This window comes from Paracnuella aquatica (assembly GCF_003332885.2).
Classification (GTDB): domain Bacteria; phylum Bacteroidota; class Bacteroidia; order Chitinophagales; family Chitinophagaceae; genus Flavisolibacter; species Flavisolibacter aquaticus.
The window spans coordinates 239764-253124 of the sequence record NZ_QOWJ01000007.1 but is presented as its reverse complement, the minus strand read 5'-3'; the positions used below and the strand labels follow the sequence as shown (position 1 = coordinate 253124).

Genomic DNA, 13361 nt, shown 5'->3' with positions numbered 1-13361 from the left:
GCTGCGCGTAGCTTCGGTAGTGACTAAGGGCCGGAAGTATGAAGAAAAACGACCCGCTGCAGCTTAAAAAATTTTTGGATAAATCATGACAATCATGCCGAACTTGTTTCGAAATTGGTATGAGTCAAACTTTTAGTTACCTGTTTTCTCGACACCACTCAGATGCTTCGCTGCCCTCAGCATGACAAGCAGAGCAGCTCCATTTTTCACAAAGACTGGGACACCAAACTGCACCGGCAGGTTCGGAACAGGCATATCTAAGTTTCATAGCAAATAGCTAAGCTCTTTACCCAGCGGCCAATCGCTTATATGGCACAGTTAATGATAAATGGTTAATCGGCTCCGGGCATCTGTTGTACCTTGTATTGCAATCATGACCTTTAGCCCGGAACAAACCAATGGCAAGCACCGTCCGCAGAAAATGGCTCCGCATCATAGGTATTACCAGCATCAGCCTGCTGCTGTTGCTGGGCGGCCTGCATTTTTGGTTTAGCCGCAACGCGGCCCGCTACCTCGAGGGCATTGTGGCCACCCAATCCAACGGCAACCTGCAGCTCAAGGTCAAAGGTTTTTCATTCAACTACCTCACCGGTTTTGTGGAAGTGCGGCAGGGCAACCTCATTTCGCTGGACAGCACCGCCAATGCCGCCACGTACAACATCCGCCTCGACCGCCTCACCCTGCACATTCAATCTTTTTGGCCGCTGCTTTTTCAGCGCAGGCTCTTGCTCGATTCCATGCTGGTGCACAACCCAAAAGTGGAAATCTACCGGTGGCGCAAAGACTCCAGCAGCCAGCGCGACCTTGTGTCGCTGCCCACCGAACTGGGCCGCCTGTACCAGTCGCTGCTCGACGGCCTCGATGCCATGGAACTCAAACATATTTCCATCCGCAAAGCAGGATTTATTTTATACAACCGAATACGCCCCGAACGGCCGCCGGTAAGCCTCACTGGTGTTGATTTTTCGCTCAACTACCGGCCGGGCCAAACCGACTCCACAGCCCGCGACAGGTACCTGCCAGGCGTCCAAAACGTGTCGCTGCTCATCCCGGAACAGGGCCTTGTGCTGCCCGATGGGCGCCATAAGCTGGCGTTTAAAAAAATTGAACTTGAGCTGTTTCGCCAGAGGCTGCAACTCGACAGCTGCACCATCAGCACCATCGACGGCCAGGCCAGGCGGGCCGACTTTGATCTTTTTTTCAAACAACTGCTGCTCACCGGTGTTGATTTTGATGCGCTGTACCGGCAAAACATGGTGCGTGCCGACTCGGTGTTTTGCCTGGCGCCTATGTTCCAGATCGACATCAACAACCGGGTAAAAAAGGACACCGCCGTTGCCATTAAAACACCAGACTTGCAGGAAGTGCTGAACGACCTGGCCGGCAACTTCGACCTGAAGTTTGTGGGCGTAAAAGAAGCAGGCTTCAACGTGGTGCTGAATGGCGCTAAAAAAAGAACCCTTTCCAACGATCGCCGCGATGATTTTTCGATGCACGGCCTGCGGGTAAAACCCGACAGCACCGAGCCGCTTTCGGTGCAGGAGTTTGACATGAACGTGCGGGGCTACAGCCTGTACAACGAAGACAGCTCCACGGTGTACCATTTCGACAGCATTCAGTTGCGCAACAGCCGCCTAGTGCTGCGGCAGTTTACGGCCACCACCACTGCCCGTAGCAACCCGGGCCGCAGCATCCGCCGGTACCACATTCCATATTTCGAGTTGCAGGGCATCGACTGGGAGGCACTCTTGTTTGAAGAACAACTAAAAGCACAGCAGGCCACACTGGGCGAACCCGACATTTATTTTAAAGCAGGCAGGCGCCAGGCCAGCCGCAAAAAGGTGTCGCTGTTTGAAGCGCTCCAAACCGCCGAGGACCAGCTAAGCCTGCAAAAAGTAACGGTGCGCAACGGCCGCATGCACCTGTTGCCGGCCAACGGCACCGAAATAAAACTGGCCGATGCCGACATGGTGATCCAGACCGCGTCGCTATTGCAGGCCCGCTCCGAAGCCGGCATCAAACAAAGTGTGGAGCAACTGCATTTCGACCAGGGCACGGTACAACTGGGCGCCGCCACGGTGCAGTTGCGCGGTGTTGATTTTACCGAAAAAAGCGGGCTGCTGGTGCAAAACCTTTCGCTAACCAGTAAGGGAGCAAAAGCACAGCTGCAGGGCGTTTCGCTCCGCGATCTCATTTTTGACAAACAAACCAACAACATTGAAGCGCAGGACCTGAGCTGGCGGTCGGGCACGGTGCAAATAGCGGGCTTAATGAGCGGCGGGCAAAAAGGCGGCGGTGGCGCTTCTTCCTTTTTGCTGCGTAATATTTCGGGCAACAATACACGGGTGCTTTTTGAGCAAAGGGGCACACGGGTACAAACCGTTTTTTCCAGCCTGGGCGCCACCACATTGAGCAAACCTGCTGGGGGCAAACTAAGCGTTGATGGATTGAATTTTGCAACGGCGCCCCTCTCCTTTTCAACGCCTGATTTAAGTGCCCGTGCACAATCGGTGCGGCTGGCTAAAGACGGCCGCTTGCAGCTGCAGCAACTGGTGCTGAACCAGGTAAAAAATAAGGACAGCCTGTACTTAGAAGTGCCCCGCATCTCGGCGCTGGTTGATGTTGCGGATTTGGTGAATGGAAACATGCAGGTGCCACAACTCATTTTGCAACAGCCTGAAATAAGGATGCAACAACACCTGCCCAAGCCTGCAAACAATGGCACGCCGGCGCTGTCGCTGCAACTGGCATCGGTGCGGCTGGAGGAGCCGCAGGTATCGGTTACCATTCACAAAGGCGATTCCCTTTCCCGGTTTGAACTGCCGCGCAGCAACGGTGGCCTGTTACAAGTAAATGATGTTGCGATTGCACCTTCCGGTATTTCGGTGGGCAAAATCGCGTTGCAGTCGGGGCCGGCCTGGTTTACCCAACCCAACGGGGTACGCATGGGCACGGAAAAAGGCAGTGCCCGGATTGTTTTATCGCAATTAAAGCGCAGCCTGGAAACAGGCAAACCGGCGTGGAGCGGTGTGCTGGATTCGGTTAGTTTGCTGTCGCCCAACGCGTTTACATTTGGCAAAGGCAGCCGCCTGCTGGTGTCGGAAGCTTCGGGGGGCAACCTGGTGCTGCAAACGGGTGGCCTTGGTGCTTTGCTGCGCAACCCCTCGGCGTGGATCCGCACCGGCACCGCCACTTACCGCGACAGCAATACGGTGCTCCATTGGGAAGGCGCCCGCTACGAAGCTGGTGCTAAAACCTTGTCGCTGGATTCATTTTCGGCCCGGCCTGCCCGCTCAAGGGAAGTAACCATTGCATCCACGCCCTACCAGATCGACTATGTAACTTTTACATCCGGGCCGGTAAAACTCACCGGCTTCGACCGCGATAAGTTGGAGCGGGACAGCGCATTTACCGCCAGCACTATTCAGTTGCAGCGGCCGGTAATTACCATTTACCGCGACAAGCGGCCACCGTTTCGTTCCGGCATCAACAAACCGCTGCCGGTCAACGCCATCAAAGCCATCCGCATGCCGGTAGATGTAGGACAAGTGGTGTTGCAAAATGGCCTGGTGGTGTACACCGAACTGGCTGAAAAGAGCAACGAAGAAGGCATCATTTCGTTGACGAACCTCAATGCACGGATCGGCAATATCCGCAACCGCAACTTGTCGCCGTCCGACTCGCTGTCGCTGCGCATTGATGCCCTGCTGCTCGATTCGGCGCAACTGAGCCTGAACTTGAAAGAAAGTTATACCGATTCGCTGGCAGGCTTCCTCATGCACCTGCGCATGAAGCCCACATCGCTTACATTTTTAAACCCTGTGGTGGCGCCGCTAGCCTCGGTGCAGATTGAAAGCGGCACGGTAGATTCGCTGTACCTCAACGCCATTGGCCGCGAAGACGTGGCCTTCGGCGAAATGCATCTTTTTTACCGCAACCTCCGCATCAAGTTTGTACAGGTGGGCGAAAACAACCGCTCAAAAGTGCTGCTGCGCCTGATGACCACGCTGGCCAATACTTTTTTCATCCGCAAAAACAACAATGGCCGCGAAAGCCTGATGTATTTTGAACGCCTCCGCGACCGATCGTTTTTTAACTACATCGTAAAAATGACCATGAGCGGTCTTGCATCAGGCGTAGGCGTGAAGAAAAATAAAAAAGCGCTCAGGCAATACCGTGAGGAGCTGGAGTTGTTGCGCGGGCATCCGTTTGAGGAGTAGGGAATGTCGAACAGACGAACAAGGAATTTCGAACAGAGGAAGTTCGTGAGAGAATATCGAACAAGGAACAAGGAATGATGAATTTCGAATGAGAGCAGCCGGGAATTTGGGAATTATGAATGTTGAGTTATGAATAATGAATTGAGGGTCACGTATCTCAAAAGGTGATGCTCACTATTTTAGAATTGGACGCCATTACGGTTTGAATATGTGGGCAGAGCCCACAACTGTTGGTAGCAATAGATCAAATGATGAAATCATTTTGGGCGTAGCCCAAACCTGCGCTTCAAATCGTTTGGCAAATAAATATCCGGCGCACAGCGTTGATCTACGATCAACGGGAAAATTGATAACGATGATGACAGTTTTATTACCAACAGGTTTGGGCTGCGCCCAACTATTTCGCATTCAATTTTTCAATTTGACCCCTACCCAATAATCAATAATTCATAATTAATAATTTCCCCATCCAACTTCGTCTGTTCAACATTCCTTGTTCGTCTGTTCATCTGTTCTAAATGCCTTACATCGTCGCCACCTGCTCCACGCGGTCTTCGCGGGGCTTTTGCACCAGGTAATACCAGGCCAAAATAAGGGCACCAAACGCAAACGGAATAAGTGCCATATGCTTGCCCGTAATGCCAAACAAAATGGGTGTCGAATCAAACTCCAAAAACTCCGAGATCATCCAAAACGAGTTGGCCGAAATCCAAAACAAAATAGCAAGGTTGTGTGCCAGTTCCGATTTGATGTGGCGGGTACGCCAGGCAATAATGATGGCGATGGCGAGCGTGGGCACAATCATCGCAATACCCAACGGTTCCCAGATCAAACACCAGCTAATGTCTTTAACAAGCCAAAACACAATGTGCATGTTTTCCATCCGGCGGTATTTGGCCGGGATAACGTAAACGGGTTCGGTGGCGCTTTCCATATGCAGTGGTAATGGCGCAAAAGTAGGACATGGTTGCATTTCGGATTTCAGATTTCCCGATTTCGGATTTTGAGTCGAAACCTTCACTAAACTGTGTGCAAACAAATCCGAAATCGTCAATCCCAAATCCAAAATCATAATTATCTTCATAATAATAGTTGCATAACTAACTAATTTTTATGACGACAAGAACCATCCGTAAAGTAGCCGTTTTGGGTAGCGGGGTAATGGGCTCCCGTATTGCCTGCCATTTTGCCGGAGTGGGCCTTCCCGTGCTCCTGCTCGATATTGTTCCTGCCGATGCGCAAACATCCGATAACAAAGCGGCCCGCAATAAAATTGTGGCCGATGCCCTGCAGGCCGCTATCAAAAGCAACCCTTCGCCGGTGTATCATAAGGACGTAGCCAAACTGATCACCATCGGCAACTTCGACGACAACCTGAAAGACATTGCAACTTGCGACTGGGTGATTGAAGTGGTGGTGGAGCGCCTCGATATCAAAAAATCTTTATACGAAAAAGTGGATGCGGTGCGTAAGGCCGGTTCGCTCATTACTTCCAATACTTCGGGCATTCCCATACACCTGCTCAACGAGGGCCGCAGCGATGATTTCAAAAAGCATTTTTGCGGCACGCACTTCTTCAATCCGCCGCGTTATTTGCGGTTGCTGGAGATCATTCCAACCAAAGAAACCGACCCTGCGATCATTGATTTCTTGCTCGATTACGGCGACCGCTTTTTGGGCAAAACAACCGTCCTCGCCAAAGACACGCCAGCATTTATTGCCAACCGCATTGGTGTGTTCAGCATCATGTCCATTTTTGGCCTGATCGATCAAATGGGACTGACCATTGACGAAGTGGATGCGCTGACCGGGCCCATCATTGGCCGCCCTAAATCGGCCACGTTCCGCACTGCCGACGTGGTCGGTATTGATACGCTGGTAAATGTTGCCAAAGGCGTTTACGAAAGTTGCCCGGAAGATGAAGCCAGGGATAAATTCCAGGTTCCGGCTTGGCTGGAGCAAATAGTGCAAAAAAAATGGCTGGGTGATAAAACCGGTCAGGGTTTTTTCAAAAAGACAAAAGGAAGCAGTGGCGAAAAAGAAATCCTGACGTTGGACCTAGAAACCGGCGAATACGGCCCAAGACAAAAGCCGAAATTTGCTTCGATTGACGCTGCCAAACCCATCGACGATTTAAAGCAACGCCTGAAAATGGTGGTAGCCGCCACCGATAAGGCAGGCGATTTTTTCCGGCATTTTCACTACGGGCTGTTCTCCTATATTTCGCACCGCATCCCCGAAATATCCGATGAACTGTACCGCATCGACGATGCGATGATGGCGGGTTTTGGCTGGGAAATTGGCGCCTTTGAAAGTTGGGACGTGTTGGGTGTAAAAAACATGACGCTTGCTGCCGAAGGGGCCGGTTACCATATTGCACCCTGGGTGCACGACATGCTGACAACGGGGCACAAAACATTTTATAAACTGCAAAACGGCCGCAGGCTGGCCTACGATCCGTCGAGCAAAACATACAACGAAATTCCGGGCAGCGCCGATTATACTTCCATTGCGCATTTTGCACAATCGCCAGTTTGGCAAAACGGCAGCAGCACCGTGGTGGACCTCGGCGACGATGTGCTGGGGCTGCAATGGAGCACCAAAATGAATTCGATTGGTGGCGATGTGCTCAGCGGCATTACTAAAGCCATTGAGCTTGCAGAAAAAAATTATAAAGGGCTGGTGATTGCCAACGAAGGCGCCAACTTTAGTGCCGGCGCCAATGTGGGGATGATCTTTATGCTGGCTATTGAGCAGGAGTACGATGAACTGGACATGGCCATCCGCATGTTTCAAAATACCATGATGCGGGTTCGCTACTCGTCGGTGCCGGTGGTGGTGGCGCCGCATGGATTGTCGCTTGGTGGCGCCTGCGAAATGAGCCTGCATTCGGATAAAGTTTGCGCAGCCGCCGAAACCTATACCGGCTTGGTAGAACTGGGCGTGGGCCTGATTCCGGGCGGTGGCGGCACTAAGGAGTTTGTCCTGCGGGCATCCGACGAAATGCATGAAGACGAACCGGAAACCATCACGCTGAAAAACAGGTTTTTGACCATCGCCACTGCAAAAGTGGCCACCTCGGCACACGAAGCATTTGGATTGGGTATCTACCGGAAAGGGCTAGACGAAATTGTGATGAACCAAAGCCGCCGTGTTTCGGAGGCCAAACGTTCGGTGCTCGAAATGCACCAAAGTGGTTATGTAACGCCGGTGCCACGCAAAGACGTCAAAGTACTTGGCCGCACGGCGTTGGGTGCCCTGTATTCCGGCATCCACGGCATGACGCAGGCCGGGTACGCCACCGAGCACGATGCCTTGGTGGCTCGTAAGTTGGCTTATGTAATGTGTGGCGGCGACCTGAGCGAACCTACACTGGTGCCGGAGCAATACCTGCTGGACCTGGAGCGGGAAGCGTTTCTGTCGCTTTGTGGTGAACGCAAGAGCCTAGAGCGTATTCAAAGCGTGCTAAAGGGTGGTAAGCCGGTGCGGAACTAGCATTGGTTTATATGTAAAACTGATTTTTTCGATTAGGAAATCAATCATAAAACAAAGGCTGCATTTTAGTGCAGCCTTTGTCATTTTTTTACAGGCTGATGCGCTCCTGAAATAACATTGTGCCTTTTGCCACCGGCTTAAAACTGGCTACCTGTTCGAGCTGTCCGTTATCATTGTAACGTATATAATACGACACTTGCAGTTGCTCGGTGCTTTCCACCAATTGAAAAGTTTTTTCTATTTCTATTTGCTCATTGCTTTGCGGAAAGCTGCGCAAATGACCGGCAATGGTAGTGTCCCACAACTTAGTGTAGTCGCCGGTTTTAGTGCTGGCCACGCCCACAGTAAGTTTGAGGTCGGTTTGCATGTTGTTGTAGATAGGTGCAGTGTAATCTTTTGCAGCCGAAATTTGGTATACCACCTTTTTAGTAACCGTTTCATCGATGAGTGTTTCGGTGGTCGGGTTTTTGGTACAGGATGCCAATACAAATGCCGCAAGGATGGCGGCCAAAGAACATTTAATCATAAACAGTAGTTTGCTGCAAATGAAACGACCGGCTTGGTAGCAAACACTTGAAATTTTACCTGCGGAAAAAAATCAGTATGGGTGCAGCAGAATTACAACCAGAGCATAAGCAACTAATCATCCATTCACATTTCGTGTTTTATGGCAGTGCAGCCACACCCGAACTTACGGCGCAACTAAGAGAAGAAACGGAAACCTTATGGAATGAACCCAAAGCGCAAGTACAGTGGAGGGATCATTTGATAACGGTAAACTTTCGCATTACAGCTTCGGTTCAGCCAATCATCAGCGATTTGGAAGTGTACCAAAATGTAGACCCGCGCAACAATTTTTTCCGCATTGAGCCATTCATCCTGGGCAACATTTCTTTTGTAGACGGCGTGGGCTGCAACAGCGGTTATTTTTTACTGGAAAATTTATATGCCGGTTCAACAACTGCAGCGCATGAATACGGTCACACGCTTGGCCTCGACCACCCGCACAACCTCGATCTGCGGGGTTTGGGTCGGCCTGGTATTATGTACCCGCGGGGCACTTTAGTAGATCCAGAATTTCAGTACGACCCGGCGGTGCCAGCAGGGCTGAAAGGCGGCACCATGCACCCCATGCACCGGCGTGTGCTGACCAGCGATGTTCATCAATTGAAACTGCACCGGCTGCGGTTCGAGAACCGGTTTGCAGTAGTAGGTGAATTTACTAATGTATTCCATGAAGATCACCGAACGGCGGGCGGCGGGCAAGCATCGCCTATGGCATAAATAAATGCTGCTTCAGCCCCATCACCAACTTAAATCTTCTTCAGGACCGGGCAGTTGAATATGATCGCCCATTGGCACAATTTCGGCAACGCCAGCCACCTGCAATTCATCCTTCGAAACTTCGGCGCTGCTTTCCCCGGTAATTTGCCCGATGGCTTCCAACACCTGCCCCACTTTAAAACCTTTGCCGCTCAACTCGACCGATATTTCATTCAGCGGCCGGTCGCCGGAGGCAATCACGATCCAGTTTTTTTTATCGGCAGCCATAACTTTTGATTGGTTGTAAATAAAAATCCCGCTGCAGCGCAGCGGGATTAAAGTTATTGAAATTAAATCTGCGGTGCCTGCACCAACCCCGCTCCTACCAGGCTGCCCCCATATTGCAGCCTGCGGGCAGTAGCCTGCAGTTTGCGCCACAATTGAAGTCCTCTCAGGTTGGGCGAGGTTTCTGCCCACAACGCAGCGCAGCCGGCTACATGTGGTGTAGCCATGCTTGTGCCAGAAATGGTATGGTACTTTCTCGGCCGGAACCAGGTGGAAAACACGTCGCGGCCGGGACCGGCAATATCTATTTTACCGGCATTGGAAAAATCAGACGGCGTGAGGTTCGGGTTGAGTGATGCCACCGACATGATGGTGGGCGAATTGGCTGGCGAGCCTGTTTGTTGCCGGTAAGCATTGCCCGCAGCAGCGATGATGAGGCAACCATTGTTGAGCGCCGCTTGGCCGGCAGCCGTATATGCAGGGTGCACCGGCGATTGCGAACCCAATGACATGGAAATGACAGGGCAGCGGTTGGCAATGGCCCAGTTCATGCCGGCCAGTACACCGGCCTGCGTACCCGAGCCGGAATTAGACAACACTTTGCCCACACGAATAAGGCTGCGGTAGCCTGTGCCGTAGCGCGGCGTGGTGCCTGCAGGCGCTTTCGGGCCAGTGGCTGTGCCAATGCAATGGGTGCCGTGGCCGTTCAGGTCCTGCACGGGCTGGCCGCCCGCAAACGAAACGCCGGCTATATTGCGGCCTGCAAAATCGGGGTGGCCGATGTCCATGCCGGTGTCCAGCACGGCTAATTTAATACCCACGCCACTGCGCGGACTGGTAGGCACCCGGCAGGCCCGCAAGCCCCAAGTAGCGCCCAACACCTGCGTATCCACATCGGCTTCTTCTACTGCTTTTTCCATGCGTGCAGCGGCCAGGTCCTTGGCAATGGCTTCGGCTGCCGCCAAAAATCCACGCAGGTAGTCGCCGGCATTTTTTTCGGTAGTGGTGGTGCCCAATTCCCGCAGCACTTCGCTGTATACTTCATCGGCAAAAACAAAATATTCAGGGTCAACGGATTGGTAAGCGCTGTCGGTTTCCAGTTCCATAGCCGATGACATTTGGCGCTCCTGCGCGGCTTGCCCGCTGATGAGTGCCGCGCCGATTTCCGGGAAAACCACCGCGTCGGCATCGCCAACCGATTCGAGCATTACGGCCGACTCGTTGAAATCCCGGGCATCCGCAACCCGCATGCCGGCGTTGCTCAGCGTTTCAATGCCTTCCTTTTCAACGCCTTCTTTAAACGTTACAATGTAGCGGCCGGTTTCCATAGTATCGCCGCCCCGCTCCATAGCGGCAAGGAGCAGGTCTTCCACAGAAGCCGCGGCAGCTGAAGCGCCTAAAGCGGCGGCCTGGCCGGTTGATTTATTGGTGTTGGATGCAGCAGAAGTTTTGCTGTTGCGTTTGGGCTTGTTGGTAGGCATAACAAGGCTTTTAGGTAAATGAATAGGCGTAACGGTATGGTGGCCGGAACATACACGCCAAAGTATATATGTTTTTTACCTAATGCAATAGCCGGGCTTTGCTTTGCCTGCACCTGTTGATCGTGAGTGAAAAACTCATGGAAAATGCAAGCCGGAAGCCTTCCCTATTGCTGGCACATAGTTTGGCTTTTGTAGCCTATTGTTTACCTAAAAATGTGCGTAATGGAAAGAGCAGATGAACTGGTAAAAATAGGCATGATGGCGGCCCTTTCTGCGATGAAACAAACCCTGAACCTGTACCCTGATGGCATGAGCGCCGATGACGTTTCGGATATGATATCGGAAATAGACATGCAGCTGGGATTGAAAGAAGCGGAACTACAGATATTGAAAAGAGCATAAAAAAAGCGCCTGTTCAGCGCTTTTCTTTTCCGTTTTATTTTCCTTCAAGGTTTCTGGTCGCAGCCCCAATTTCGGGGAAAATAAACGTGTACCCTTCCTTTTGGGCTTTGGCGCTGCTGACGGTAGCGCTTTTGAGCACCTCGATGCTCATTTCGCCCAAGGCAATTTTTAAGGCAAACTCTGGCACCGGTGCCGGGATGGCGATGCCATCTTTTGCAGCGGCCATGGCCAGTACCAGCTCTTTATTGCTCACCGGGTTGGGCGCCACAGCGTTGTACACACCTTGCCATTGTTGCTGCTCCAGCGCCGTTACGTACAAGCCCACAATGTCGGCAATGTGAATCCAGCTCACTACTTGTTTACCCGAACCCAAAATGCCGGCGATGCCAAACTGCAGCGGTTTTTTAAATTCTTTATAGGCACCGCCTTCCCTACTCAGCACAATCCCTGTTCTAAAAATCACCAGGCGTTTGCCCATTGTGGCCACCGGCGTTATGCTGTCTTCCCACTGCTTGCAGGTTTGGCCTAAAAACGCACCGTCCACGCCATCGGTTTCTACAAACGGCCTTGGGTTGGGCACTTGCGGATCGGGGCCGTACCAGCCAATAGCCGAGGAAGCAACCACAGCCTGCACCTTATTGGGTATTTCGGACAGGGCTTTTACCAGCAATTGCCCCGAACGAACCCGGCTGGACACGATTTCCTTTTTCCGGGCTTCCGTCCAGCGGCCCTGGGCAACATTGGCACCGGCCAGGTGCACAATATAATCGGCGGCCTGCACCGCTCCAGTGTCGATGGTTTGGGCAGCAATATCCCATTGCGCAAAACGGATTTTTGGATTGTACGCCTGACCTTTTTCCGGCAACCTGCGGGTCAGCACAATCACATCGTAGCCTTTTTGCACCAGTGTTTCGGTCAATGCCGTTCCGATCAGCCCGGTTCCGCCGGTAATGAGTACTGTAGCCATATGGTAGTATGAACAAACAAAGATGGGGAAAAGACGAGAGGGAGGAGAGGGAAGTCGGAAGTCCGAGGTCGGAAGACGGAAGATGGGACGGAAGAGACGGGAAAGAATTTTAGTTGCATTCAGAAGACAATACCAGCACAATGCTTTATATTATTAGGGTTTCATTTTTCCGAAATCCGAAATCCGAAATCCGAAATCCGAAATCCGAAATCGTCTTCGGTCTTCGGACCTCCGTCTTCCGTCTCCTCCCAACTCTGGCACTGATTTTTTATATAAACGACAAATTGATTGTACATGAAACCAACTATAGCACTTGGAGGCGGGCTCCTGGGGGCCTGTGCCATCACATTGATTCACGAATCGGTTAAAAAAATTGTTCCGCAGGCGCCCCGCATGGACCTGTTGGGAATGGAAGCTATTGGCCGCGCATTTACCGAAAATGGCAAGCTGCCGCCATCGCCTAAAAAGCTGTATCGTATGGCCCTCGCCGGCGATCTGGTGAGCAATGCATTGTATTACAGCATTGCCGGCATCGGCACCATGAAATATGCATGGGCCCGTGGCGCCGCGCTGGGTGTGGCTGCCGGCCTGGGCGCATTGCTGGTGCCGCAGCGCATGGGACTGTTAGCTACACCGTCGCACCGTTCTAAAGCATCGCAAAGCATGACATTTGGCCTGTACCTGGCCGGTGGCCTTATTGCTGCCGCGGCCATGCATTGGCTGCACAAGTTGAACACGGACAAAGACAAGTACCAACACCACCCCTACCACGACTCGCTGGGCATGGAAGCCGGCGTAACGTACCCACAATAAGAAAGGATAACGGAACTTTATTTCTGTATAAAAAAGGCAACGCCATATTGGTGCTGCCTTTTTTTATGCCAGTTTTTTGCGGCAAGGTTTTCCACAATGATAAAACCGGGCTGTTGCCACAAACCTTCATTTTAAAGGGGGACATCTTCTTTTTAACTACGATAAAAAGCTAAGTAATTTGAAAAAGTGCAGGTCAAAATGCAGGTGATTGTGGACCGAATAGAGCAAGAACATTGGGCTCTATTTGTATTTGGTTTTCCCGCAAATAGCGTAGCGATGTTTATTCAGCAAACATCAAAACATCAATGACACCTGCACCGGCCTGCAACCAAAATTGAATTTGAACCATTGTATACATGCACGCTTAACACACAAATCCCTGCCGGGCCTTTTGGCCTGGCAGCTTTTTTTTAAGCCAGGCGCAAAGTATTTTAC

The 13361-nt window shown here is 51.8% G+C and carries 10 protein-coding genes; 5 read left to right on the top strand and 5 right to left on the bottom strand.

Annotation, left to right across the window (positions count from 1 at the left end; genetic code table 11):
- The first annotated feature begins 398 nt into the window (after positions 1 to 398).
- Positions 399 to 4220: a hypothetical protein gene (locus DRJ53_RS12370; protein ID WP_114235936.1), complete on the top strand. Its 3822-nt coding sequence runs from the start codon at positions 399 to 401 to the stop codon at positions 4218 to 4220.
- A gap of 523 nt (positions 4221 to 4743) precedes the next feature.
- On the opposite strand, the gene DRJ53_RS12365 is transcribed toward DRJ53_RS12370, so the two are convergent.
- Positions 4744 to 5154, bottom strand: coding sequence for a hypothetical protein (locus DRJ53_RS12365; protein WP_241558532.1), 411 nt, complete (start codon positions 5152 to 5154; stop codon positions 4744 to 4746).
- 179 nt (positions 5155 to 5333) lie between these two features.
- Here DRJ53_RS12365 and DRJ53_RS12360 point away from each other — a divergent pair, with 179 nt between their 5' ends.
- A complete protein-coding gene (locus DRJ53_RS12360) occupies positions 5334 to 7715 on the top strand; it encodes a 3-hydroxyacyl-CoA dehydrogenase/enoyl-CoA hydratase family protein (protein WP_114235935.1) in 2382 nt (793 codons plus the stop codon).
- Between the two features lie 88 nt (positions 7716 to 7803).
- Here DRJ53_RS12360 and DRJ53_RS12355 read toward each other — a convergent pair whose 3' ends face one another.
- Positions 7804 to 8241 carry a hypothetical protein gene (locus DRJ53_RS12355; RefSeq protein WP_114235934.1) on the bottom strand — a complete coding sequence of 146 codons (438 nt, stop codon included), beginning with the start codon at positions 8239 to 8241 and terminating at the stop codon, positions 7804 to 7806.
- Positions 8242 to 8318: 77 nt separating this feature from the next.
- On the opposite strand from DRJ53_RS12355, the gene DRJ53_RS12350 reads away from it, so the two are divergent.
- The gene (locus DRJ53_RS12350; RefSeq protein ID WP_114235963.1) at positions 8319 to 8999 is read left to right on the top strand and encodes a peptidase M10; all 681 of its coding nucleotides are present in this window, start codon (positions 8319 to 8321) and stop codon (positions 8997 to 8999) included.
- A gap of 21 nt (positions 9000 to 9020) precedes the next feature.
- Here DRJ53_RS12350 and DRJ53_RS12345 read toward each other — a convergent pair whose 3' ends face one another.
- Both DRJ53_RS12345 and DRJ53_RS12340 read right to left on the bottom strand, forming a co-directional pair.
- The gene (locus tag DRJ53_RS12345) at positions 9021 to 9266 is read right to left on the bottom strand and encodes a hypothetical protein (RefSeq protein ID WP_114235933.1); all 246 of its coding nucleotides are present in this window, start codon (positions 9264 to 9266) and stop codon (positions 9021 to 9023) included.
- Positions 9267 to 9328: 62 nt separating this feature from the next.
- Complete coding sequence (locus tag DRJ53_RS12340) at positions 9329 to 10744, bottom strand: S8 family serine peptidase (RefSeq protein WP_114235932.1); 1416 nt, start codon at positions 10742 to 10744, stop codon at positions 9329 to 9331.
- Between the two features lie 222 nt (positions 10745 to 10966).
- Here DRJ53_RS12340 and DRJ53_RS12335 point away from each other — a divergent pair, with 222 nt between their 5' ends.
- Positions 10967 to 11146, top strand: a complete 180-nt coding sequence (locus tag DRJ53_RS12335; protein ID WP_114235931.1) for a hypothetical protein — start codon at positions 10967 to 10969, stop codon at positions 11144 to 11146.
- A 34-nt stretch (positions 11147 to 11180) separates the two neighbouring features.
- Here DRJ53_RS12335 and DRJ53_RS12330 read toward each other — a convergent pair whose 3' ends face one another.
- The gene (locus DRJ53_RS12330; RefSeq protein ID WP_114235930.1) at positions 11181 to 12113 is read right to left on the bottom strand and encodes a TIGR01777 family oxidoreductase; all 933 of its coding nucleotides are present in this window, start codon (positions 12111 to 12113) and stop codon (positions 11181 to 11183) included.
- Between the two features lie 294 nt (positions 12114 to 12407).
- On the opposite strand from DRJ53_RS12330, the gene DRJ53_RS12325 reads away from it, so the two are divergent.
- Positions 12408 to 12926, top strand: coding sequence for a hypothetical protein (locus tag DRJ53_RS12325; protein WP_175580749.1), 519 nt, complete (start codon positions 12408 to 12410; stop codon positions 12924 to 12926).
- Positions 12927 to 13361 lie beyond the last annotated feature (435 nt).